This is a genomic window from Actinosynnema sp. NPDC091369 (genome assembly GCF_044757065.1).
Lineage (GTDB): Bacteria > Actinomycetota > Actinomycetes > Mycobacteriales > Pseudonocardiaceae > Actinosynnema.
Genome location: NZ_JBIVUG010000004.1, coordinates 382,898 through 406,927 on the forward strand (window position 1 = coordinate 382,898; position 24,030 = coordinate 406,927).

Here is a 24,030-nt window from a genome sequence, read left to right on the forward strand (position 1 = left end):
GCACCTCTCAGGCGTTGAGGTAGCGCAGGACGGCCAGCACGCGGCGGTGGTCGTGGGGGCTCGCGGACAGGTTCAGCTTGGTGAAGATGCTGGTGCAGTGCTTCTCCACGGTCCGCTCGGCGATGAACAGCCGCTGCGCGATGGCCTGGTTGGTGCGCCCTTCCGCCATCAGCGCGAGCACGGCCCGTTCCCGCTCGGTCAGCCGGTCGTCGCTGTCGTCGCGCCGCCGCACCAGCAGCCTGCTCACCACGTCCGGGTCGAACGCCGAGCCGCCCGAGCCGACGCGCCGGATCGCGGCGGTGAACTCCGCCAGGTCCGACACCCGGTCCTTGAGCAGGTAGCCGACGCCGTCCGCGCCCGCGTCCAGCAGCTCGGTCGCGTAGCTGACCCGCACGTACTGCGACAGCACGAGGACACCGGTCGCCGGGTACTGCCGCCGCAGCGCCACCGCCGCCCGCAACCCCTCGTCGGTGTGCGTCGGCGGCATCCGGATGTCCACGATGGCCACGTCCGGCCGGTGCCCGTCCACCGCGGCCACCAGCGACGGCGCGTCCTCCACCGCCGCCACCACCTCGAACGCGGCCTCGGCGAGCAGCCGCGCCAACCCCTCGCGCAGCAACGTCGAGTCCTCCGCGATCACGACCCGCACGGCAGCACCACCCGCAACCTCGTGCCCGTCCCCGCCGCGCTGACCACCCGCATCGTCCCCCCGTTCGCTTCGACCCGTTCGCCCAGGCCCCGCAGCCCCGAGCCGAGCACCGGGTCCGCTCCCCCGCGCCCGTCGTCGTCGACCTCCACGACCAGCCGCCCGTCCCGGCCGCTGATCGCGACCCTGGTCCGGGACGCCTCGGCGTGCTTGGTGACGTTCGCCAGCGCCTCGGCCACCACGTAGTACGCGGTCGTCTCCACCAGCGGCGGCACGATATCGGGCAGGTCCAGGGTCAGGTCCACCCGCGGCTCGGCCAACGCGGTCAGCTCGCGCACCGCGCCGTGCAGGCCCCGCTCGGCCAGCACCGGCGGGTGGATGCCGTGGCACACCGCGCGCACGTCGTCGATGGTGGCCAGCACCGCCTGCTTGGCCTCGGTGGCGAGCGCCCGCGCGCGGTCCGGCGGCACGGTCTCGGCCAGCCCCAGCGTCATCACCGCGGACAGCAGCCGCTGCTGGACGCCGTCGTGCAGGTCACGCTCCAGCCGCCGGCGACCGTCCTCGGCGGCCCGCAGCACCTTCGCCCGCGACTCGGCGAGCTGCCGCACCTTGGCGCGCAGCTCGGCGGTGAGCCGTTCGTTCTCCAGCGCCAGGCCGACGGCGGCGCACGCGGCGTCCACGAGTTCCAGGTCCAGCACGGGGTCGTGCAGCAGCACGGCGACCGGCACGCCGCCCCGGTCGACCCTGGTGTGCACGGAGTCCAGCGTGACCGGCCGCCCGTCCACGTCCACGTACCGATCCTGCTCGGCCACCCAGTACGCCACCCGCACGCTCGGGTCGTGCAGCGTGGCGGCCAGCGCCTCCTGCACGCCGTCGCGCCTGCTGTCGCCGCTGAGCCGCACGACCAGGTCGGCCACCTCGCCGCGGTCCATCCGGCGGCGCAGCAACCCGGCCAGGTACGCGAACGGGATGCCGCTCAACGCCAGCATCAGCACCACCAGCGGCGGTTGCAGGCCCGCGCGTTCCACCGGCTCCCACACCACGAACGCGATGATCGCCACCGCCGCCGCGCCGAGCATCGCGGTCAGCGTGCGCCGCTGCGCCATGCTGCTGACCCGCCAGCGGTGCAGTTGCAGGCCCAGCATGGAGATGCCGACGAACGCGGTCATGGGCGTCTCGGCGTCCACGATCGCGGCGGCCCACGGCTGGCGCTCGAACTCGAACGCCACGCCCAGCGCCAGCGTCTCGGCGTACCCGGCGGCCACCACCAGCCGGCGCGGCGTGGTGCGCAGCCTGCCGGTGGGGAACGCCAGCAGCGCGTGCCCGAGCACGGCCGGCCAGACCTTGCAGGCCAGCAGGAACAGGAACGACCCGTCGTCGTCGACCGTGTAGTCGAGCAGCCAGCCCACGCCGACGAGCACGAACAGCGGCCCGATCCGGTTGCGCGGCTGCGCCCGGCGGCCGATCACCCCCGCGGTCACGTAGACGGCGCTCACCGCGAGCATCGCGGACGGCAGCAGCATGGTGCCCAAGGTAGCCGTTCGGGCCGCGCCGCCGGGGCTAGTCGCGGCGGCCCGGCCCGCCGACCAGGACGCGGGCGAGCACGGTCGGCCGCAGGATCGACGTGGGCGGCTGGAGGAGCCCGATGGTGCGGATGAACGCGGTGGCGGCCACGGGGTCGTGCGCGGCGACGCGTTGCAGCCGGGCCACGTACCGGTTGAGCGCCCGGGTGGACGGCGACCGGTGGCCGGGGATCTCGGGCAGCGCCAGGTCGCCGAGCGCGTTGAGCTGCCACACCGGGTCGATGATCCGGGCCGCCTCGCGGAAGAACCGCCGCGCCAGGTCGCCGTCGCCGTCCCGCAGGCACCGGCGCAGCGCCTCGCTCTCCAGCGCCGCGACGGTCATGCCCTGGCCGTAGATCGGGTTGAAGCTGCACAGCGCGTCACCGAAGACCAGCAGGCCGGGCGGGAACCGCCGCAACCGCTCGTAGCGGCGGCGCAGGCTGGCGGGAAACCGGTGGGAGCGGATCCCGGTGAGCGGTTCGGACGCGGCGACGGCCTCGTGCACGTCCGGCGGCGCGGACCGCTCGAGGAACGCCAGGAAACCCGGCTCGTCGGTCGGCGGGTGGTCGCCCGCCATGCCGACCTGGGTGACCATCCACCGGCCGTGCTCCTGCGCGGCGAACGCGAACCCGGTTGGCCGCCCCGGCACCGGGCCGACCAGCACCAGCTTGTCGGGGAACGGCGTCACCGGGCGCACGAGCCTGCTCGCGTAGACCATGTCGACGTCGATGCGGTCCTCGGCGGGCGTGGGCAGCCCTTCGGCTGCCAGCCACGACCGCGCCCGCCCGGTCCGGCCCATCGCGTCGACCACCAGGTCGGCGCGCAGCACCTCGGCCACGCCGTCGCGGGTGACCTCGACGCCGGTCACCCGGCCGCCCTCGAACACCGGGCCGGCCACGGCGCGGTTCGGCACCAGCCGCACGCCGGGCAGGTCGGCGAGCCGGGCGCGGATCGCGCCCTCCAGCACCGGCCGGGTCGCCTGGAGGTCCGACGCGCCGGTGTCCACGCCGACCATGCGGTGCCCGGCCAGCACGAACCGGGAGTCGAGGGTGAAGCGCACCGGGATCGCGCCGTCGGCGACCAGCTCGTCGGTCAGGCCGGGGAACATCCCGTCCATCGCCCGCGTGCCGCGCACCAGGATGGTGTGGAAGTGCCGGGCCTGGGGCACGCCCCGCCGGTGGCCGGCGTGCGCCGGCAGCGGGTCGCGGTCGACCACGGTGACCCGGTCGTACACGCCGACCAGCGCGCGGGCCGCCAGCAGCCCGCCGATGCTCGCGCCCAGCACCACCGCATGCGTCATCCGGCAACTGTGGCAGCGCCGGCCGGTCGGGGGCTTCTTCCGCTGTGCGCACCTGGCGGCCCCGCCCGGACGAGCCGGACGGGGCCGCGGGGTCGGGCGTCGGGCGTCAGCGCTGCGGGCGCGGCGACAGCGCCACCTGGATGGTGTTGCCCGGACCCGACGTCAGCCCGCTGATCAGCCCGGTGAGCGGGCCGCAGCCGGTCAGCGCGGGCAGGGTGTAGACGCCGGTCGCGGTGCCGCCGGCGAGCGGGTCGAACCCGGGCCGGGACTCCAGCGGGATCGACGCGGGCGTCCTGGTCCGGCAGTCGGCGCTGGTGCTCACCGGGATGCCGAGCACGGAGACGTGCGGCAGCTTCACCGTCACGCTCGACGTCGACTTGAGCACGCCGCCCGCCAGCGTGCCGGTGGTCTTGGCCGCTTGCACGAACTCGATCCTCGCCTTGACCGGCACGAAGCCGAAGACCCGGAACTGGCCGGTGGTGGGGTTGAGGGTGAGGTCGGCCTGGAACGCGCCCGTGGAGAGGTCGAGCGCGGCGGCGATGCCGCCGGTGAGGGCGACGGTGCCGTTGGCGGCCTTGATCTTCGTGGTGCCGGTCAGGCCGTAGCCGTACTCGACGACCGGCGGCCCCTGGTCCGCCTTGGTGCGGACCTTCAGGGCGGCGCTCGCGTCGGACGTGTTGCCGGCCGCGTCCTTGGCGACGACGGTGAACGTGTACTCGGTGTCCGGCTGGAGACCGCCGACCGTGACCGTGGCGGCGGTGGTCGTGGCGGCGGACGTGCCGCCGGTGAACACCTCGTAGCCGATCACGCCGACGTCGTCGGTCGAGGCGTCCCAGGCGAGCGTGACGCTGTTCGGGGTCTGGGCGGTGGAGCGCAGCACGCTCGGTGCGGTCGGTGCCCGGGTGTCGGGCGCGTTCTCGGTGCGGGCGGTCACCGCGGCACTGGCCGCCGACCGGTTGCCCGCCGCGTCCTTCGCCACCACCGTGAAGGAGTACTCGGTGCCGGGCGCGAGACCGCCGACCGTCGCGCTCGTGCCCTCCACAGTGGACGCGAGCGTGGAGCCGTTGTAGACGTCGTAACCCGTCACGCCGACGTTGTCCGCGGAGGCGGTCCAGCCCAGGCTGACGCTGGACTGCGTGACGCCGGAGACCGCGAGACCCGCCGGTGCGCTCGGGCCTTCGGTGTCGGGTGCGGTCTCGGTGCGGGCGGTGACCGCGGCACTGGCCGCCGACCGGTTGCCCGCCGCATCCCTCGCCACCACCGTGAAGGAGTACTCGGTATCGGGCGCGAGACCGCCGACCGTCGCGCTCGTGCCCTCCACAGTGGACGCGAGCGTGGAGCCGTTGTAGACGTCGTAACCCGTCACGCCGACGTTGTCCGCGGAGGCGTCCCAGGCCAGGCCGATGCTCGACGCGGACGCACCGGTGGTGCGCGGGTTGGCCGGGGCGCTCGGGCCTTCGGAGTCGGGCGCTTCGGGCGTGCGGACGGTGAGCGGGTCGCTGTGGCCCGACTCGTTGCCCGCGGCGTCCACGGCCCGGACGGTGAACGCGTACTCGGTGTTCGGGCTCAGGCCGTCGACGGTGGCGCTGGTGCCTTCCACGGTGGTCGCGGGCGTGCCGCCGTTGAACACCTCGTAACGCGTGACGCCGACGTTGTCGCTCGCCGCCGCCCACTCCAGCGAGACGCTGGTCGGCGTCGCACCGGTGGAGGCGAGGTTGCCCGGCGCGGTCGGGGCCTGGGTGTCCGGCGCGGCCTTGGTGCGGGCCGTGACCGCCGAGCCGGCCGACGAGCGGTTGCCCGCCGCGTCCCTCGCCACCACCGTGAAGCTGTACTCGGTGTCGGGCGCGAGGCCGCCGACCGTGGCGGAGGTGCCCTCGACGCTGGTCACGAGGGTGTTCCCGGCGTAGACGTCGTAGCCGGTGACACCCACGTTGTCGGTGGCCGCCGCCCACGTCAGGGCCACGCTGGTCGGTGTGGTGTCGCCGGCGGTCAGGCCGGTCGGGGTGGCGGGCGCTTCGGTGTCCTGCGCCGGGGTGACGGTGAACGTGTGCAGCACGGTGCGCTGGGCCGGGTCGACCGGCGTGCAGTCCGCGACGAACGTGCCCAGGCCGGTGTCGCTGCCGTCGGCCTTCTTCGGGGTCATGGTGAGCACGAGGTCGTGCACGGACAGCGTCGCCGTGCCCGGCTCGTCGAACCGCAGCGCCGGCGCGGTGCCGGCGGCGTTGATGACCAGGTCGCCGCTGACCGGGATCGGCTGGGTGGGCACGGTCGTCGGCACGGCCACGGCCTGGTGGTTGCCCGGCGACCGGACCAGCGACGTCGCCACCGCCGTGCCCTGGATGGTCTCCGCGCCGACCAGCCGCAGGCCCTGGGTCGCGGTCGGTCCGGCGTTCGACACGGCGGAGATGCCGATCTGCGGCGTGAACTCGCCGACGCCGATCTCCGCGGGCAGGTCCGCGTCGATGTCCACGGTGACGTTCTGGTTGCCGATCAGCGGGAACGGGCAGGTGTAGACCTGGCGCAGCGGCGGCGTGCCGCCCGTGCCCGCCGGCGTCTCCGGCGTGACGGCCGAGCCGGTGACGGTGTAGGTCTGCAACACCGTGTCCTGGCCCGGCGTCGGCGTGCAGTCCGCGACGAACGTGCCCAGGTCGGTCGGCGTGCCGTCGGCCCGCAGCGGCGTCATCTCCAGCACCAGGTCGGTCACCTCGACGGTGGCCGTGCCGGGCTGGTCGAAGCGCAGGCCGGGCGCGGAACCGACGGCGTTGAGCACCAGGTCGTGGCCGACCGCCGGGATCGGCTGGTTCGGCACGTCGGTGGCGACCTGCACGGTGAGCGCGCCCTGGTCGCCGGGCGCGGTGACCTTCGAGGTGGCGCGGGCCGTGCCGCGAATGGTCTCCGCGCCGACCAGCCGCAGGCCCTGGGTGGCGGTCGGGCCCGCGTTGGACACGGCGGTGATGTCGAGCTTCGGGGTGAACCGGCCCGCGGCGACCGTGCCGGGCTGGGTGGTCGTGATGTCGACCGTGACGGTCTGGTCGCCGATCAGGGGGAACGGGCAGCTGTAGGTCTGGGTGAGGTCGCCCTGCGCGGCCGAGCCGGTGCCCGTGCCGAGCACGAGCCCCCCGACGACCGCGGTCGCGGTGACCACCGCGCCGAGCCCGGTCAGCCCGCGGGCTGGTCTGCTGTGTCTCACGGAAACGTCCTCCCTGACGCCGAGCGCGCACGCCGGCAGAATGAGGGGCAGGGGTGAAATGGTGCGCAGACGTGCTGCCTGGGGAAATTAACCACGGCGCAACACTTGCGCAAGACCGTCGAATGCTCATTTTCAGCCAGGGCCGGAAATTATCACTTTTCGACAAGTACCCCGCCGTCTACCTGCACGAACGAGACACAGGAAGGATACAGAAAACTATTTGGCACCCGCGTGCGCGGTGCCCGGAGTGTTTTTGGCACGGATATGACAAACCGCGCGCCGAGAGCTCGGCGCGCGGTCGTCGGGTGGTGCGGTGTGCGATTGTGTCAGAAGGTGAGCCGCCAGGCGTCGACGTAGCCGGTGTCCTGGCTGTAGACGTCCTGCACCTTGAGCCGCCACGTGCCGTTCGCGACCTCCGAGGAGGCGTTCACGGTGTAGGTGGTGACCACGTTGGGCGTGCTGGAGCCGCTGGAGCTCTTCATCCGGTACGTGGAGCCGTCCGGCGCGACGAGGTCGATCACCAGGTCACCGCTGTAGGTGTGCTTGATGTCGACGCCGACCTTCAGCGTGGACGGCGCGTTGCCCGCGATGCCGGTGACGGTGACGTTGCTGTAGACCGCCGCGCCCGCGTCCGGGATGGACACGTTGTCGAGGTTCTCGAACACCTTGCCGGGCGGCTGGGGCGTGCCGCCGAGGTCGGCCGCCGCCTGGTTGATGGCCGCGGCGAACGTGCTGACCTCGGTGTAGACGCCGGGGTTGTCCGCTCGCGCGCACCCGTTGCCGTGGCTGACGATGCCCACCTGGACCCACGCGCCGTTGTTGTCGCGGCGGAACATCGGGCCGCCCGAGTCGCCCTGGCACGTGTCGACGCCGCCCGCGAGCTTGCCCGCGCACAGCTCGGCGGCCGGGATCAGGTCCGCGTAGTAGGGGTCCGAGTTCTTGCACGTGGTGTCGTCGATGTAGTCGACGTTCGCCTTGAGCAGGTAGCGCGACTGGCCGCCGCCCTCCCGCGTGGCGCCCCAGCCGGCCACCGTGAACACGCCGGTGTTGTAGGCCGCCGTGGTGGCGATGGGCAGCAGGGCCGCGCCGGTGATCGGGCTCGCCAGCTTGATGATCGCCCAGTCGCCGCCGGTGGCCGTGTCGTAGGTGGGCGAGCGGTGCACGTAGGTCGAGGTGCGGGTGACGCGGGTGCTGTCCTGGAGGTCCACCACGCCGTAGGTGGCGGTGATGGAGGTGTTGTTGCCGGTGCGGCTGACGCAGTGCGCCGCGGTCAGCACCAGCTGGTCGGTCAGCATCGCACCGCCGCAGCCCATGGACAGGCGGACCATCCAGGGGAACTCGCCCTTGGCGGCCTGGGTGCCGCCGACGACCATCGGCGTCGGCGTGCCGGCGTCCGGTGGGGGCGGAGCGGCGATGGCCTGGCCCGCGAACGCGGCCAGGACGGTGAGGACGCCCGCGCCCAGGGCAAGCGTCCTTCTCAGTGTGTCGCGCACGGTTGATCCTTCCCGCGCCCGGCCGGGGTCGTGCTCGCAGGGTGGCCGGACGTCGAGATCGCAGGGAACTACCCAGCCGGCCCCTCAGCCGGCGACTCATCGTCCGTGGTGGACGATCCGCTCACAATCCGTCGATCGACGGGACTTCGTCCGGCGGTCCGCGCTGGCCCACCCCTGGTCGCCGACTTGACTTCCACGGGTGTGAGTGGTTGATTACACTCATGCCAGCCGCGCCGAGCGAACGCCGCCTGTCGACCGCCGAGGAACGCCGGGAGACCGTCCTGCGCACCGCCCTCGGCGCGTTCGCCGCGCGCGGCTACTACGGCACCACCACCGGCGAGGTCGCCAAGTCGGCCGGGATCTCCCAGGCTTACGTCTACCGGCTGTTCCCGGACAAGGAGGCGTTGTTCCTCGCCGTGGCGGAGCACTGCTTCGCGCGGATCAGGGAGAGCCTGGCGGACGGGGTCGCGGCGGCGAGGGGCAGCACGCCGGAGGCGGTCCTGGGCGCCATGGGCGAAGCCTACGCCCGGCTGATCGCGGAGGAGGGCACGCTCCTGCTGGTCCAGATGCACGCCCAGTGCGCGGCGATCTCGGAACCGGCCGTGCGCGAGGTCGTCCAGCGCGGGTACGCGCGGACGGTCGAGTACGTGCGCAGCGTGTCCGGGGGTAGCGAGGAGCAGGTGCAGGAGTTCTTCGCCAAGGGCATGTTGTGCCACCTGGTGATGGCGGTGGACGCCGACCACGTCGACGCGCCGTGGGCGAAGACGCTGGCCAAGGGCATCCGCCACTACTGACCCGACGTTGTCGTGGCGGGCCGTCGGGCGGCGGCCCCTTTCTTCGGCGGAAAGAGTGAGTGATCAACCATTCATAGGTCGTTCTCGTGCCTCACAGCAACGGCTCGTGGCGCGCCGCGCGTGGCAAGCGCACCCGAGGCGGGCCCGCCCCCGTGGCGGGGAGGCGGGCCCGGACGGGCAGGACGGCTCAGCCGTTCGGCGTGGTGATCACCGAGAACGTCGACCGCATGCTCGCGTAACTGCGGTGGATGTCCTGGAGGATCGTGTCGATCGGCACGTAGTTGTTCAGCTCACCGGCGTAGCAGACACCCGAGCGGGACTGCTGGCTGCCCTCCAGGATTCCCAGTGCCGTGTGGTCGACCTGGCTGAAGAGCGGGCCGCCGCTGTCGCCCGGGCGGGCGCACAGGTCGGTGTTGATGCCCACGTCGGTGGACAGGACGCGGCCGCAGCGGGTGCCCACCAGGTAGCCCGCGCCGGCGCCGCTGTCGACGGCGCCCGGGTAGTCGGTCGCGCTGGAGCCGGAGCCCGAGGCGCACACCACCCAGCCGGCCTTGACCTCGGCCAACGCGTGCGTGCCGGTGATGTACTCGTCCACCGACCTGGCCTGCTCGCCGCACGGCGTGTCGGCGTTGCTGTCCGCCCCGCCGTTGCGGCAGTACTTCAGCACGCGGTTGCGGCCCGTGTGGTTCTCCAGCCACGCCTGCCGGGTCGGGGTGTCGACGTACAGCACGGCCGCGTAGTCGTACGGGTACGAATTCCGCTCGATCCCGTGCTGCTGCAACACCGGCACGCCGTTGTGCTGCGTCGGCGTGTTGTTCGTCTTGGTCGCCATGCAGTGCCCCGCGGTGAGGACCCAAGCCTTGCCCGGGTGGCCGCCCCCGGTGGAGCGCAGGTTGAACCCGGCCGTGCACCCGCCCCACGTGCCGTTGTCCCGCTTCATGTCCAACCGCAGACCGCCGCGCATCGGCCCGTAGCCGACGCAGGAGAGCGGGTGGCACGCACCCTGGTCGGGGTAGGTGGCCGACATCGGGGTCGGCTTCGGCAGGACCTTCGCCCGCACGGCCACGCCCGGTTCGTCGGCCACGGCACGCCGAGCCGCGTCGGCTTCAGCCGTCACGGCCGCGTCGGCTTCCCCCGTCGCGGAGGCGCGGCCGACCGCGGCCTTCTCCCGCGCGACCCACGAGCGCTCCCACACGACCACTTCGTTGTCGCGCTCGTTGACCGCCGGCAGGAACACCGCGTCCGGACCGGCACCCACCTTCGCGGCAATCCGGTCCTTGGCCGCCGTCAGGTCGGCCAACGAGTGCCGCACGGGCTGCGTGCGCACCCGCGCCCGGTCGGGCACGGCCGCCAGGTGGCGGTCGGCGGCGGCCGGGTCGGTCATGGCCACCACCAGCTCGCCGGAGTCCTGGTCGAGCCACATGCCGCCGTACTGGGCCGCGTTCTCCGCGCGCAGCGCGCGGTCCAAGCCGACGGCCGCGTTCTGCAGTTCGAGCCGGCGCAGCGCCTCCCGTTCGCTGACGCCGTAGCTGTCGACGAGGTACCGCACGGACTCCGCGACCGCCGCCGGGTTCAGCGTGGTCGGTGCCGACGGCGCGGCGGTGGCTCCCCCGGTCGCGCTCAGCGTGGTCGCCGCGACGACCAGCGAGGCGAACAGGGCCCCCAAGCCCCTTGCTCTACCCACGGACATCTCCTTGCTCGGTGGTTGGAAAACATGGGCATTCAACCCGATGTGGACGGTCGGCCGGGTGAAGGCCCCTGGGCGTTCAGGCGTCGAGGAAGGGGATCAGCTGCTCTTCCTCGTAGGTCAGGTGCGCTTCCAGCTGGTCGACCAACCGGTCCACGTCGGTGCGCAGCGTCGCCGCGTCACCGGTTTCGACGGTCTGCTGGAGTCGCGCCAGCAGGTCTGCGATGTGCTCGTGCTCCTCGGCGAGGCGGTCGAGCGTCGGCGCGAGTTCCGGGAAGCGCTCGCGCAGCACGGGGAACGTGCCCTTGTCCTCGGACGTGTGGTGGAACCGCAGTCCCTGGCACGCGGTCAGGCAGTTGACCTTGAGCTGGGCTCCCACGATCGGCTTGGACGAGGCCACCTCGCGGCGGATGGTGGCCAGTTCCCGGCGGAACGCGTCGTGCACGAGCTTCAGCGCGGCGCCCCAGCTGGAGGCGTTCGGCGGGCCGCCGGAGATCTGGGTCAACGCGATCACGGGGATCTGCCGGGTCGTCTTGGCCTGGTACTCGGCCCAGCCGGGGTCGGACTCGACGGCCCGCGCCCACAGCCGGTCCCGCTCCTCGCCTTCCAGGACGGTGGCCTCCGCCTGGTAGGTGAAAACGCCGTCCTCGACCTGGACGACCGGGTCGGCGACGAGGTTGTGGAACCAGTCGGGGTGGCGGGGCGCGCCGCCGGCGGACGCGATGACCACGATCCGGTCGCCGTCGGGCAGGTAGCCGACGGGGTTGGTGTGGCGGGCGCCGGTCCGGGCGCCGGTGGTGGTCAGCAGGATGAGCCTGCCTCCTTCGAACGGGCCGCCGACGCGACCTGCGTTGGCGCGGAACTCGTCGATGACCTGCTGGTTGAAATCCATCTGCGGTGTTTCTCCTGATTTTGGGCATGACCGGATCACCACGGGTGAATGACGCCGTGGTTTTCGGTGGAGGTTCTGTGGAGGCGCGCGGGCACACGGGTGCGCGCGGGTGCGGTGAAGTGGGAGAACAGGGGTGCGGGTGCGTCACGCCGAACGGCGCGGAAACCCGGTGGACCCCGGTGTGCGGCGGGCCTCTGGCCCACCCGGCGGTCAAACCTGAGCCGGGTGACTCTCTCGCTCGTGGCCCATGGCCGACCCGGCAGTCACGTCGCGGAGCTTATCCCGGGAATGCGCGGTCGGGCAACCGCGATCATTGTGCGGCGACCGGTGACGCGCCCGGCTTCTATTCCTGTTGTTGTTCGTCGTGCATTGGCGTCGGAGCTGACCGACCGCGGGGCGGAACCGCTGTGGCCGCACGGCTGCCCGGTCGCGTCCAGCACCGCGACCGGGCCGCACCGACGAGCGAAGGTGCGCGCCGGTGGACCGCCGCGTCGTGACGGGTCAGGCGCGCATGACCGTGGCGATCGGGATGCGCGCGGCCCGCAGCGCCGGGACGAGGCCGCCGAGGATGCCGGCGACCAGGCCCGCGATGATCCCGGCCACGCCCGCCTGCCACGGGAACGCGGTGCCCTCCAGCGCCGGGAACCGCGAGCCGAACAGGGTGAGCGCGAGCTGCAGCCCGACCACGCCCGCGCCGATGGCCAGCGCCGCGGTCAGCAGGCCGGTCAGCAGCGTCTCGGCCAGCACGATGCCCGCGAGCAGCAGGCGGGGCGTGCCGACGGCGCGGCGCAGCGCGAACTCCTCGATGCGCTCGCCGACCGTGGCCAGGCCGACGTTGAGGATGCCCGCGACGCCGATCAGCAGCACCAGCGCCGCCATGCCCAGGAAGATCCAGCGCATCAGCGCCAGTTCGGTGGACATGCGCTTCAACGTCTCCACGGTGGTGACGTGGATCTGGTCCTCGGGGGTGCCGGCCGCGACCAGCCTGGCCCGCAGGGCGTGCTCGACCTCGACCGCGTCCGGCGTCATGAGCACCTGGAGGCCGGCGCGGCCCGAGGTGGTGTCGTTCATGCTCGTGACCGGCATCCAGTTGCTGAGCTCGTCGGCTCGCACGTAGGCGGTGGGCTGGTAGCCGCCGTCGTCCACCACGCCGACGATCCGCGGCGTGGGGTTGGCCGTCGCGCCGTCGACCCTCATCTCGGCGGGCACGTGGTGGCGGGTGAAGGCTTTCGCGGCCTGTTCGTTGAGCACGAGCCGGGGCGCGAGGGACGGCGTGCCGCCGAAGTCCAGCCACTGGCCCTGCGACGGGCGGAACGGACGGAACCGGCGGATGTCGCCGGTGAGGCCGACGAGTTGCAGTTCGACGGCCTGCCCCCGGGGTGCGGCGGCGTCGGGGTCCTCCAGGGCGTAGCAGCCGTTGGCGTCGCAGGACATGGGCGGGCCGCCGTAGCCGGGCTGGTCGATCGGGCCGCCGCCCTCGTTGATCGGCTTCACGCCGGGTTCGCCGATGATGGCCCGCGCGGTGGTCATGGCCACCGCGTCGGCCCGGCCTTCCAGCACCTCCAGCGCCAGGGGCACGGCCTGGCCCTCCGGCGGCAGGTACATCTGCCGGGTGCCGTCCTTGCCCTGGGACAGCTCGACGTCGGCGAGCATGGCCCGGTTCGCGATCTCCGCGCCCGCCTGCACCACCACCACGGCCAGCACGCCGAGGAAGAGGCTGACCATGGACAGGAACGTGCGCAGCTTGCGGGCCCGGATGCCCTGGCCACCGATGATCAGCGACGCCCGGAGCCGGCCCGACAGCCTCATCACGCGACCACCCGCTGCCCGGCCGGGCGCAGCAGGCCGTCGGACAGGTGCAGCACCCGGCCCATCTTCGCCGCGTGGTCGTGGTCGTGGGTGACGAGCACGAGGCCGCAGCCGACCTCGGTGGCCTGGCGCAGCACTTCCACGACCAGGTTGCCGGTCTCGGTGTCGAGCGCGCCGGTCGGCTCGTCGGCCAGCAGGATCCGCGGCTCGCGCACCAGGGCGCGGGCGATGGCGACGCGTTGCTGCTCGCCGCCGGACAGGCGGGGCGGTTTGTGCTTGGCCAGGTGGCCGATGCCGACGCGGTCCAGCGCCGCGAGCACCTTCGCCCGGCGCTTGCGGCGCGGCAGCCAGCCCTGGCCGTTGACCAGGGCCATGGCCACGTTCTGCGCGGCGGTGAGGTGCTTGAGCAGGAAGAAGCGCTGGAACACGAAGCCGAACTCGGCGCTGCGCAGCGCGGCGGCCTTGCGCTCGGGGATGCGGGTGATGTCGCGGTCGCCGAGCAGGTACTGCCCGCCGTCGGGCCGGTCGAACAGGCCGATCAGGCTGAGCAGCGTGCTCTTGCCGGAGCCGGAGCGGCCGAGGATGGCGACGCTGTCGCCCGCGTGCACGGTCAGGTCGACGCCCGCGAGGATGGTGCGCGGCTCGTCCTGGCCCTTGAGGGTCTTGGTGACGCCGGTGAGGCGCAGCAGCGGCGGCGCAGCCACCGGCGGCGGCACGAGCGGGGGTGGCGTGGTCACTTGCCGGCTCCCGGCTCGACCTGGCCCGCGGCCTCGCCCGGCGGCAGGTTCGGTCCGGGCACGGCGAGCGTCTCCTCGCCGGTCAGCCCGGACTTGATCTCGACCACCTTGCCGTCGGTGAGGCCGAGCACGACGTCGGTGGTCCGCTTGGCGCCGTCGGGGCCGACCACGTCGACCTTGCCCTTGCCGTGGCCGCCCGCGACCGCTTCGACCGGCACGACCAGCGCGCCCCGCACCGACTCGGTGACCAGTTCGAGGGTGGCGGCGGCGCCGTTGACCATCTTGACGTCGGCGGGCGCGGTGCACACCAGGCGCAGGCCGGTGGGTTCGGAGGAGGTGTCGGGCTGTTGCGGCTGCTGCTGCCGGGGCTGCGGCGCGGGGTTGTTCGCGCCGGTGGCGTCGGTGTCGGGTTCCGGCGCGGGCGGCGGGGCGGGGACGGTGCCCGGCGGCAGGGCCGCGATCGTGCCGAGCATGGCGCACGGGAACGGGCCGGGGCCGTTCTTGATCTGCGCCTGCACGACGCCCTGCGCGGCCTCGGAGATCCGGTAGGCTTGCTCGCCGCTGATCTCGGCGACGATGCCGTAGCCCGCGTACTTCGCCGACGCGATCGGCATGCCCGCGGTGACCTTGGTGCGGTCGTCGACGAGGCGCCCGCCGAACGTGGCGCCGGCGGGCACGTCGACGTTGTTCGGCTTGCCGTCCAGCCAGACCGTGGCGACGCGGGTCGGCTTGGTCGGCGTGCCGGTCGGTTCGGGCACGGACCAGTAGCGCACCTCGCCCGCTACCGGCGCGACGATGCCGAACAGCGGGTTCATGGTGACCTTGCCGGTCAGGGCGACCTTGTCGGTCAGGTCCTGCCGGGTCGGCTTGGCCGTGGTCTGCACGGTGCCGCGCGGCGCCAGCTCCGGGTTGAGCGGTTCGGCTCCGGTCGACGTGCACGCGGCCGCGGTGAGCACTGCCGCGGCCAGTCCGCACACGCGGACGAAGGCGTTCTCGGACACCGGTCCCCCCAAAGCGATTCCCCAATCCGGTCCCGCCAATTTACCCATATGACGCCGGCGGGGTGATCGGGGTTGCGCGCCAACGGGAAATCGCTCCCACCCGGTGTCGGGCGGGAGCGATCCCCGGTGGTCAGGCGGTGCTACGCGACGGCGTGCAGGTTGCCGTCGGCGCCCGCGAGGCAGCGGGCCGAGGCCGCGCCGCCCTGGACGAACTCGGTGATGCAGCGGCCGAGCTGCCCGTGGCCGTCGGCGTTCGGGTGGAACGACTGCTGGGCCAGGTGGATGCCGATGGCGTCCAGGCCGCCGGTCACCAGCGCGTACGGGTCGACGGTGAGCCGGCGCTGCCACTCGCCCGCGGAGCTCTCGCCCTTGCTGCACGCCTCGCGGTTCTCGGTGGCGCGGGAGAAGTCGAGGAACTTCACGCCCGCCCGGCCGGCCACGCCGCGCAGCGCCTCGGACAGCTGCGGCACGGCGACCGTGCGGCCGTAGGCGGCGTCGGCCAGGCGCAGCGGGCAGCCCTGCGGCCCGTGCAGGTAGCGGTCCATCTTCTCGGTCACCGGCGAGGCGTACGAGGTGAGGATCAGGTTGTAGGCGGAGTCGGCGTACCCGGCCTGGGCCATCGCGGAGCGGACGTCGCGCAGGGCGTTCTCGACCTTGGGCGCCATGCCGGCCAGCCGGCCGGGCCACTCGCGCTCCAGCTTGGAGCGGCAGCTCGCGCCGAACGGGTTCGCCCACGCGGCGACGCAGTCGACCATCGTGTCGGCGAACCGGACGTCGTCGTTCGCGCCGACCTGCACGACGACCGTGGTGACGCGGTACTGGCGGGCGACGTCGATCAGTCGGCGGGCCTGGCTGCCCTCGGTGTAGTGCACGGTGTCGGCCAGCGACACGTTCGCCGAGTCGGCGCCGGAGCAGGCCAGGTTGACGGTGCGGTCGGCCAGCTGGGTGCGGTGGACCATGGCCTGGGTGGAGCGGTGGCACCAGTTGCCGTTCTCGCCCTCGGTGCCGGGCTCGTAGGAGCCGGCGCCCTCGCCGGACATCGCGCTGTCGCCGAGCGAGACGACGGCGGTCGGCCGGTCGTCCACGGCGCTCGCGGTGATGGGGATGGCGAAGAAGGTGGAGCCGGTGAGCAAGAGCGCGCCGACCACGGCGCCAACCTGTTTCCGCGACACCGCGGGCCTCCAAGGGGTGTGCCGTCGATCGGGCGTGATCCGACCGTAGGGCGAGCGTGGCGCGGCGACAACGGCCGATCGGCTGCTTTGCCCGCGCCTTCGGCTGTCCGCAGCTCACGGTCGGTCCACAGAGGAACGACGACGGCCGCCGGGTGCGGCGTGGGCGCCGGGGGGCACGGCCCTCCGGGACGGGACGGCTAGGTCGAGGCCGGCTCGGTGTGCACGGTGACGGCGGCCAGGCGGGGGACGGCGCGCTTGAGGTGGTGCTCGACCTCGTGCGCGATGCGGTGGCCCTGCTCGACGCTGAGGCCCGCGTCCACCGCGATCGCCAGTTCCGCGCGCAGCACGTGGCCGGTCCAGCGCATCCGCACCCGGTCGGCCCGGACCACGCCGTCGACCTGCGCGGCGGCGCGTTCGGCCAGGTCCACCGACGCCGGGTCGACCGCGTCGAGCAGCCGGCCGAACACCTCGCCGGCCGCGTCGCGCAGGACGAACAGGATCGCGGCGGTCATGCCCAGGCCCACGAGCGGGTCGGCGGCGGGGAAGCCCAGGGCCACGCCGAGGCCGCCCAGCACCACGGCGAGCGACGTGAAGCCGTCGGTGCGGGCGTGCAGGCCGTCGGCGACCAGCGCGGCCGAACCGATCTCGCGGCCGACCCGCATCCGGTAGCGGGCCACCAGCTCGTTGCCGAGGAACCCGATCACGCCGGCCGCCGCCACCACCCACAGGTGCCGCACCGGCTGCGGGTCGAGCAGGCCGCGCACGGACTCGTAGCCCGCGTACACCGCGGACGCGGCGATCACCAGCACGATCACGACGCCGGCGAGGTCCTCCGCCCGCCCGAGGCCGTAGGTGAAGCGGCGGGACGCGGCCCGGCGGCCGAGCACGAACGCGATCGCCAGCGGCACCGAGGTGAGGGCGTCGGCGACGTTGTGCACGGTGTCGCCCAGCAGTGCGACCGAGCCCGTCACCAGCACCAGCGCGGCCTGCGCGACCGCCGTGGCGAACAGCGCCGCGAACGACACGACCAGGGCGCGCAGGCCGCGGTCGCTGCTCTCCAACGCGGTGTCGACCCGGTCCGCCGAACGGTGCCCGTGGCCGTGCCCATGTCCGTGTCCGTGCCCTGTCACGACTGCCAGCATACCTGCGCACTCACGCAGATACGCAAGCAAGTAGGCTGGCCGGGTGCCGGACTTCGACATGCCCAACGAGGAACAGGTCCACCTGGCCGCCGAGTCGTTCCGCCTGCTGGCCGACCCGACGCGGATCAAGGTGCTGTGGGCGCTGTTGCAGGGCGAGTCGTCGGTGGCCGCCCTCGCCGAGCTGGCGGGCTCCGCGCCGACCGCGGTCAGCCAGCACCTGGCCAAGTTGCGCCTCGCCGGACTGGTGAAGGGCCGCCGCGAAGGCACGTTCGTCTACTACTCGGCGGCCAACGACCACGTGAAAGCCCTTCTGGCGCAAGCACTCTTCCACGCCGACCACGTCGACCGCGGCATCCCGCCCGCCGACGACGCCGAGCAGGAGGTCGCGCACCACCGGCGGTGACCACCCGATTCACCCTTACGTCGCAACGGATCTGGCTTATCAGTGCAGCTCAGCGGGTATCCGAGGCTCCCCCACCCGGTTCGACGAGGAGCAGGATCATGGGCACCTCACCCTGTTGTGACGGGAGGTCGTGATGGCGCAGTCGCGGGACCTGGTCGACATCCGCAGCGGAGACCTCTTCCACCAACCCGTCCCCTACGGCCTGGTGTACCCGACGTGCACGGCCGACGGCGAAGCGCCGCCCAGCCAGCGCGGCCGCACCTGGGAACACCTGACCGCGTCGGGTCGCGTCCTCGAACCGGTGTCCCGGTGAGGCGCGGCAGCTGTCCCCCGACGGGGCCGTGGGCAACCGCCCGCGGCCCCGTTCTCGTTGTGCGGCGAGGAAAAACAGCCTGCGCGCTCAGTGGCTGCCGGTGGTCCCGGCGGGAGTCCGGCGCTTGCGCAGCGCGGCGCCCACGACGATGAAGCCGATCAGGAACGGGTAGACGATCCCGCGTTCGACGAGACCGATCAGGATCCCGGCGTCCGACGCGAGCACGGCCGCGAACGCCGCGATCGAGACCAAGCCGAGCACCCCGGCCGCCACCAGCCCCCTCCCCAGTCCGCGGGAGAGGCCCAGGAGTTCGTGCGTCCTGCCGATGAGGATCGCGAGCACGTTGCCGCCGAGGAACGCGAGGAAGGCGCCCAGGCCGTGCAAATCGGTCGCGCCGCTGTCCGCCGCTTCGCCGGAGCCCGGGTGGAACGCCAGCAGCACGCCGCCGGCAGCCAGCAGGCCCGCCGCGACCACCTCAGGGCGGTGACGCCGGCCGGGCAGCCCCCGCAGCACGAGGACGCCGACCAGCGCGGCGAGCCCGAACAGGAAGAAACCGGTGTTCATCACCCAGGCGAGCGGCGAGTACATGAACTGGCCGAAGGCCGTCGAGGGGCCGTGCACCCCGAGGTTGCTGATGAAGTGGTGGGTGTAGCTGTAGGGCGGGTCCGTCCACGCCGCCGCGGCGATGAACTCGGCGGTGAAGAAGACGACGCCGCTCGTCATGAGCGCCGCCCCCGCCCCGCGACGCCGTGGGGACGGCAGGTGGACAGCGTTGTCGTTCATGGCTTCCTCTTGTCGCATGGGCCAAGGCTGGGCCGCGTCGCTGACACGGGACGCACACGGCGAGCACACGGCGCTTGCACGGCCGGCCCCTGCTTCGCGGTCGGGGTGCGGAGTGCGCGACGATCGGCGCATGGACGGTGGTGCGCGGCTCCGCGTCACGCTGCTCGGCGCGTTCCGCGTGTCGCGCGGCGACGCCGTGCTGCCCGTGCCGGGTCCGCGGTTGCGGGGCCTGCTCGTCCGGTTGGCGCTCGCCGGTGGCCGCGCGGTCGAGCCGGGCGTGCTGGTCGACGCGATCTGGGCCGAGGAGCCGCCGTCCGGCCCGGCCTCCGCCCTGCAAACCCTCGTCTCCCGGCTGCGCCGCGCCCTCGCCCCGACCGACCCGGACCGCGGCGTGGTCGTGCAGACGGCGGGCGGCTACCGGCTGGCGGTGGACGCGGCCGACGTGGACGCGCTGCGCTTCGAGCAGCTCACCGCCGCCGGTCGGGACGGTCTGCGCGCCGGTGACCCCGAGGCCGCGGCCACCGCGCTCGCCGAGGCCGTGGCGTTGTGGGGCGACCACCCCGCCACCGAACCCGCGGTCATCGCCGCGGTGGCACCCGCCGTCGCGGCGAGGTTGGCCCGGGCGTCGATCGAGGCGGTCGCCGACCTCGCCGACGCCGAGCTGTCACTGGGCAGGGCCGAGGCCGCCGCCGCCCGGCTGACCGGTCTGCGGGCCGCGCACCCGCTCCACGAACGGGTGGCCGCGCTCCTGATGGACGCCCTCGCCGCCCAGGGGCGGCAGGCCGAGGCGCTGATCGTCTACGAACGGGTCCGCGAGGCCCTGGCCGACGTCCTCGGCGCCGACCCGGGCACCGCCCTGCGGGAACGCCACCTGCGCCTGCTGCGCCCCGACCCGACCCCGGCCACCCCGACCGGCGGCACCGCGGACCGGCCGACCGACCTGCCGACACCGCTGACCAGCTTCATCGGCCGTGACGACGACCTCGCCCGCATCGACGCCCTGCTCACCACCGGACGCCTGGTCACCGTCGTCGGCCCCGGCGGCGCCGGGAAGACCCGGCTCGCGCTGGAGGCCGCCCGCCGCCACCGCCACGCCTACCGCGACGGCATCCGGCTCGTCGACCTCGCCCCCGTCACCGAACCGGCGAAGATCGCCGCGACCGTGCTCGGGGCGCGGGGCGGGGCGATGCTCGACGCCCGGAGTCGGGTCGGGGGCGACGACCTGGACGTGCTCGTCGGCGAGCTCGGCGGCCGGGTGGGCCTGCTGCTGGTCGACAACTGCGAGCACCTGATCGACGCGGTGGCCCACCTCGTCGCGGCGCTGCTGCCCCGCTGCCCCGGGCTGCGCGTGCTCGCCACCAGCCGCGAACCCCTCGCCGTGGACGGCGAAGCGCTCGTCCCGCTGGGCCCGCTCGCGCTGCCCGCCCCGGACGACGGCGTCGACCAGGCCCGTGAGGCGGCCTCGGTGCGGCTGTTCACCGAACGGGCCGCCGCCGTGCGACCCGGTTTCGCCGTCGACGGGACCACGCTGGCGGACGTGGTGCGCGTGGTCCGCGGCCTGGACGGGATGCCGCTGGCGCTCGAACTGGCCGCCGCGCGGCTGCGCACGCTGTCGCTGCCCGACCTGGCCGACGGGCTCTCCGACCGGTTCCGGCTCCTCACCACCGGCCACCGCACCGCACCGGCCCGGCACCGCACGCTGCGCGCGGTCATCGCCTGGAGCTGGGAGCTGCTGGGCGAGCACGAGCGCGCGGTCGCGGAACGGATCTCCGTGCTGCCCGGCGGCGTCACGCCCGCCTCGGCCGCCGCCGTCTGCGCCGGCACGACCGTGCCCGCCGCCGACGTCCCCGAGCTGCTGGCCGCCCTCGTGGACCGGTCGCTGCTGCACCTCGCGCCCGGCCGCTACCGGATGCTCGAGACGATCCGCGAGTACGGCGTCGAACGCCTGGCCGACACCGGTGAGCTGGACGCGACCCGCGACCTGGCCGCCGCCCACCTCACCGGGCTGGTGGCGCGCCACGACCACGCGTTGCGCGGACCGGAGCAGCTCGAGGCCCTGGCGTCCATCGGCGCCGAGCACGACAACGCACTGGCCTCCCTGCACCACCTGTGCGCCACCCGCGACTCCCCCGGTGCGATCACCCTCGCCCTGTCGCTGACCTGGTACTGGCAGATGGTCGGCCGGCACGCCGACGCCGCCCACTGGCTCGGCCAAGCGCTGGCGGTGCCCGGCGAGCCGACGCCCGAGCGCGACTGCGCCCGAGCCGTCCACCTGCTCTGCCGGGCGGACGTCCGGTCGGGCACCACCGCCGGGGAAGCCGCGGCCGACCAAGCCGCGATGCGCGAGCTGGCCGACCGGCTGCCGGCGCACCCGGAGCTGCCCGGCCACCACCGCGTGTTCGGCCCGGTCCTGCTCTTCCTGCTGGAAGATCCGTCCGCGGCGGCGACCTTCCGGTGCGTGGCGGACGGCGACGACGGGTGGCTGTCCGCGCTGGCCCACTACTTCCAGGCCGAGATCGCCGAGAACGCGGGCGCGCTGGACCGGACGCGGGTCCACGCGGAGGCGGCCCTGGCCGGTTTCCGGCGGGTCGGCGACCGCTGGGGCCAGGCCGCCACGCTGCCGGTGCGGGCCCGGCTGCGCCGGTACGACGACCTCGACGGCGCGCTGGCCGACCTGCGCGAGGCCCGCACCCTGGCCCGCGCGTTCGGCCCGCTCAACCTCGCCGACCAGCTCCACCGCGACCTGAGCCGGGTCGACGTGCACGTGCGGCGCGGCGACACCGACGAGGCGATGGCGATCCTCGGCTCCGCCCGCCACCACGCGCTCCACGCCTCCCCGGACCTGCCGGTCCTGGTCGACGCGCGGGAGGCCGACCTCCGGGTGCGGCTCGGCGACCTCGACCGGGCGGGCGCGCTGCTCGACGACGCCGAACGGGGGCTCCGCGACGACACCGCGTTCCACACCCGGGCACAGGTCGCCACCGCGCGTGCCGCGCTCCGCCTGGCGTTGGGCGACCTGCCCGGCGCGGACGAAGCGCTGCGGGAGGCGTACTCGGCCGCCCTGGCCACCCGCGAACTGCCGGTCCTGGCGCCGGTGGCGGTGCACGTGGCCGCGCTCGCCGGGACGCGCGGGCAGCACCGCGGAGCGGCCGTGGTGCTCGGGGCCGCCGCCCGCCTGCGCGGCGCGCACGACCACACCGATCCGCGGGTCCGCGAGCTCACCCGCCGAGGCCGAGCCGCGCTGGGCGCGGACGAGTTCGCCGCCGCGTACGCGCGAGGTTGGGAACTGGACGCGTCCAGCGCCGTGACCGCCGCCGACCCGGCCACGGGAGCGGTCACCGCCACGGGCCGGGGTCGTTCGACCTGACGGCCTCCGCGCACACCGGCATCGTGGTGGCGGCCCAGCTCCAGGTCCGCCTCCACCCGGTCCTCCAGCGCGGCCGGCCGCTCCTCCACCAGCGCGACACGAGCCGGTCGCGCAGCGGACCGTCCGCCGTGTCGGCCAGCGGCGCGCCACGCCACTCCGCCGCCGCCGCCGGCAGCCGACGCCGCACCGCGACGTCCGCACCGGCCCGCGCCCGCGCCGCGATCTCCCGGAACCGGTGCAGGTCGACCTCGTCCGGGTCGACCAGCGCCACACCCGGCCCGGCCGGCAGCGCCGCCGGCACCACGCGACCGGCCTCCGACGCCGGCACCGCCAACACGCACCGCAACCGCGGACCGGGCACGGCGACGAGCCGTTCCCCGTGCGCCACCTCGACCGGACCCAGGACCGCCACCCGCACCGTGCCCCCCATGACGGCCGGAACCAGCCACCCCGCACCCCGGGAACAGCCTGTCCGGCTGTCCGGACGCGTCCCGGACAGGCGTGCGGGCGAAAGCGCGTCGCCGTCGGTGGTGATCGGTACGCTTCCGGTGCGGACCACAGCGGAGGAGGCCGAGTGACGGCGAGCGACGGGCGGTTGGTCGGCGACCTGGCCAAGGCCATCGACGAGTCGGACTTCGCCTGGTCGCTGGTCCTCGTCGGCGAGGACCAGCGCGACAAGCTGGCCGCGCTGACCAGCGACCTGCTGGGCAAGCCGTCGTCCAACGGCGACGGCAAGCAGATCACCTCCGGCTACGCCTACTGGGGCATCGGGCCGACGATCGCCTGGGCGCACGCCTGCGCCGACCCGTTCTACCTGGTGATGAAGCAGAGCCTGGACTCGTTCACCCGCCGCTGGGGTCGGGTTCGCGGCCGGGTCGGCGAGGGCTTCCACCACGTCAGCTTCGGCGTCGGCACCGGCCACAAGGACCGGCTGATCCTGGAGCACCTGCTGGAGCGCAACCGCGACCTGCTGTACCTGCCGGTGGACATGAGCTCGGAGATGCTGCGCCTGGGCACCCAGGAGGCCACCCACCGCGTCGGCCTGCGCGGGCACCGCGTCGTGCCGGTGCAGCTCGACTTCTCCATCAACGACAACCTCGCCGAGCTGCGCGACCTGGTCCACCGGCTGGTCGGCGACGAGCCGGTGCTGTACTCCCTGCTGGGCAACACGCTGGCCAACTTCGACCACGACGACGCGCTGCTGGCCAACCTCACCGCGCTGGCCCGGCCGCAGGACCTGTTCCTGCTGGAGGTCGCCACCACCGAGGAGCTCAGCGACGACCTGGCCCGCGACGCGGTCGAGGAGTACTCCCGCAGCCGCGCCTACCGCGAGTTCGTCACCAGCGCCCTGCTGCACAACACCGACCTGACCATCAACGTCGACGCCGTGCAGTTCCGCGGCTCGGTCGAAGGCGACCGGGCGCTGAAGGTCAAGGTCGTCTACCAGAACCAGACCGGCGACGACATCCTGATGATGCTGCCCGACCGCACCAGGGTCGCGTTCCCGGACCGCGACACCATCCGCCTCTACCTGACCCGCAAGTACGCGCGCAGGGCGCTGGACGGCATCGTCCGCGCGGCCGGGATGCGCAAGGTCACCGGCACCCACTCCGACTTCGCCGTGCCGCGCTCGGCCCAGGGCTTCGGCATGGACCTGCTGCTGCTCGCCCCCGGCGACCCGGTGCCCGCGCCCCGACCGGACGACGACGTGGCCCGCGTCATCTGGGAGAACTGACCCG

General features: G+C 73.8%; 19 protein-coding genes and 1 pseudogene. 5 read left to right on the forward strand and 15 right to left on the reverse strand.

Going from position 1 to position 24,030, the window contains the following annotated elements; translation table 11 throughout:
* Positions 1 to 7 precede the first annotated feature (7 nt).
* The 6 genes and pseudogenes from ACIQMJ_RS18290 to ACIQMJ_RS18315 all read right to left on the reverse strand — a co-directional run.
* Positions 8 to 649, reverse strand: a complete 642-nt coding sequence (locus tag ACIQMJ_RS18290; RefSeq protein ID WP_499762147.1) for a response regulator transcription factor — start codon at positions 647 to 649, stop codon at positions 8 to 10.
* Complete coding sequence (locus tag ACIQMJ_RS18295) at positions 637 to 2,169, reverse strand: sensor histidine kinase (protein WP_499762148.1); 1,533 nt, start codon at positions 2,167 to 2,169, stop codon at positions 637 to 639. Before ACIQMJ_RS18295 ends, ACIQMJ_RS18290 begins: the two co-directional genes overlap by 13 nt.
* Before the next feature lie 37 nt (positions 2,170 to 2,206).
* Positions 2,207 to 3,508, reverse strand: a complete 1,302-nt coding sequence (locus ACIQMJ_RS18300; protein ID WP_499762149.1) for an FAD-dependent oxidoreductase — start codon at positions 3,506 to 3,508, stop codon at positions 2,207 to 2,209.
* A gap of 106 nt (positions 3,509 to 3,614) precedes the next feature.
* Positions 3,615 to 6,698 carry a fibronectin type III domain-containing protein gene (locus ACIQMJ_RS18305; RefSeq protein WP_499762150.1) on the reverse strand — a complete coding sequence of 1,028 codons (3,084 nt, stop codon included), beginning with the start codon at positions 6,696 to 6,698 and terminating at the stop codon, positions 3,615 to 3,617.
* A gap of 326 nt (positions 6,699 to 7,024) precedes the next feature.
* The gene (locus ACIQMJ_RS18310) at positions 7,025 to 7,363 is read right to left on the reverse strand and encodes a proprotein convertase P-domain-containing protein (RefSeq protein ID WP_499762463.1); all 339 of its coding nucleotides are present in this window, start codon (positions 7,361 to 7,363) and stop codon (positions 7,025 to 7,027) included.
* 27 nt (positions 7,364 to 7,390) lie between these two features.
* A pseudogene (locus ACIQMJ_RS18315) lies at positions 7,391 to 8,191 on the reverse strand (S1 family peptidase); the annotation flags it as partial.
* A gap of 221 nt (positions 8,192 to 8,412) precedes the next feature.
* Here ACIQMJ_RS18315 and ACIQMJ_RS18320 point away from each other — a divergent pair.
* On the forward strand, positions 8,413 to 8,985 hold the full coding sequence (locus ACIQMJ_RS18320; RefSeq protein WP_499762151.1) for a TetR/AcrR family transcriptional regulator: 573 nt from the start codon (positions 8,413 to 8,415) through the stop codon (positions 8,983 to 8,985).
* Positions 8,986 to 9,172: 187 nt separating this feature from the next.
* Here the strand turns inward: ACIQMJ_RS18320 and ACIQMJ_RS18325 are convergent, their stop codons facing one another.
* The 7 genes from ACIQMJ_RS18325 to ACIQMJ_RS18355 form a co-directional block, all read right to left on the reverse strand.
* Positions 9,173 to 10,669, reverse strand: a complete 1,497-nt coding sequence (locus ACIQMJ_RS18325) for a trypsin-like serine protease (RefSeq protein WP_499762152.1) — start codon at positions 10,667 to 10,669, stop codon at positions 9,173 to 9,175.
* A gap of 82 nt (positions 10,670 to 10,751) precedes the next feature.
* Entirely contained in the window at positions 10,752 to 11,564 is an 813-nt protein-coding gene (locus ACIQMJ_RS18330) for a nitroreductase/quinone reductase family protein (protein ID WP_499762153.1), read from the reverse strand.
* A gap of 501 nt (positions 11,565 to 12,065) precedes the next feature.
* Positions 12,066 to 13,373: an ABC transporter permease gene (locus ACIQMJ_RS18335; protein WP_499762154.1), complete on the reverse strand. Its 1,308-nt coding sequence runs from the start codon at positions 13,371 to 13,373 to the stop codon at positions 12,066 to 12,068.
* Positions 13,373 to 14,110, reverse strand: a complete 738-nt coding sequence (locus tag ACIQMJ_RS18340) for an ABC transporter ATP-binding protein (RefSeq protein ID WP_499762155.1) — start codon at positions 14,108 to 14,110, stop codon at positions 13,373 to 13,375. The genes ACIQMJ_RS18335 and ACIQMJ_RS18340 overlap by 1 nt, the downstream gene beginning before the upstream one ends.
* The gene (locus ACIQMJ_RS18345; protein ID WP_499762156.1) at positions 14,107 to 15,111 is read right to left on the reverse strand and encodes an efflux RND transporter periplasmic adaptor subunit; all 1,005 of its coding nucleotides are present in this window, start codon (positions 15,109 to 15,111) and stop codon (positions 14,107 to 14,109) included. Before ACIQMJ_RS18345 ends, ACIQMJ_RS18340 begins: the two co-directional genes overlap by 4 nt.
* Positions 15,112 to 15,251: 140 nt before the next feature.
* Positions 15,252 to 16,259 (reverse strand): GDSL-type esterase/lipase family protein, encoded by a 1,008-nt coding sequence (locus ACIQMJ_RS18350; protein WP_499762157.1) that lies wholly within the window; start codon positions 16,257 to 16,259, stop codon positions 15,252 to 15,254.
* A gap of 221 nt (positions 16,260 to 16,480) precedes the next feature.
* Positions 16,481 to 17,413: a cation diffusion facilitator family transporter gene (locus tag ACIQMJ_RS18355; RefSeq protein ID WP_499762158.1), complete on the reverse strand. Its 933-nt coding sequence runs from the start codon at positions 17,411 to 17,413 to the stop codon at positions 16,481 to 16,483.
* A 70-nt stretch (positions 17,414 to 17,483) separates the two neighbouring features.
* On the opposite strand from ACIQMJ_RS18355, the gene ACIQMJ_RS18360 reads away from it, so the two are divergent.
* Both ACIQMJ_RS18360 and ACIQMJ_RS18365 read left to right on the forward strand, forming a co-directional pair.
* Positions 17,484 to 17,828 (forward strand): ArsR/SmtB family transcription factor, encoded by a 345-nt coding sequence (locus ACIQMJ_RS18360; protein WP_499762464.1) that lies wholly within the window; start codon positions 17,484 to 17,486, stop codon positions 17,826 to 17,828.
* A 133-nt stretch (positions 17,829 to 17,961) separates the two neighbouring features.
* Complete coding sequence (locus ACIQMJ_RS18365) at positions 17,962 to 18,141, forward strand: hypothetical protein (protein ID WP_499762159.1); 180 nt, start codon at positions 17,962 to 17,964, stop codon at positions 18,139 to 18,141.
* Positions 18,142 to 18,228: 87 nt separating this feature from the next.
* On the opposite strand, the gene ACIQMJ_RS18370 is transcribed toward ACIQMJ_RS18365, so the two are convergent.
* Positions 18,229 to 18,942 (reverse strand): DUF998 domain-containing protein, encoded by a 714-nt coding sequence (locus tag ACIQMJ_RS18370; RefSeq protein ID WP_499762160.1) that lies wholly within the window; start codon positions 18,940 to 18,942, stop codon positions 18,229 to 18,231.
* Positions 18,943 to 19,054: 112 nt separating this feature from the next.
* Between ACIQMJ_RS18370 and ACIQMJ_RS18375 the strand changes: the two genes are divergently transcribed.
* Entirely contained in the window at positions 19,055 to 22,291 is a 3,237-nt protein-coding gene (locus ACIQMJ_RS18375) for an ATP-binding protein (RefSeq protein ID WP_499762161.1), read from the forward strand.
* On the opposite strand, the gene ACIQMJ_RS18380 is transcribed toward ACIQMJ_RS18375, so the two are convergent.
* Positions 22,260 to 22,721 carry an AfsR/SARP family transcriptional regulator gene (locus tag ACIQMJ_RS18380; RefSeq protein WP_499762162.1) on the reverse strand — a complete coding sequence of 154 codons (462 nt, stop codon included), beginning with the start codon at positions 22,719 to 22,721 and terminating at the stop codon, positions 22,260 to 22,262. The two genes, ACIQMJ_RS18375 and ACIQMJ_RS18380, sit on opposite strands and share 32 nt — an antisense overlap.
* 144 nt (positions 22,722 to 22,865) lie before the next feature.
* Here ACIQMJ_RS18380 and ACIQMJ_RS18385 point away from each other — a divergent pair, with 144 nt between their 5' ends.
* Positions 22,866 to 24,026 (forward strand): L-histidine N(alpha)-methyltransferase, encoded by a 1,161-nt coding sequence (locus ACIQMJ_RS18385; protein WP_499762163.1) that lies wholly within the window; start codon positions 22,866 to 22,868, stop codon positions 24,024 to 24,026.
* Positions 24,027 to 24,030: the final 4 nt, after the last annotated feature.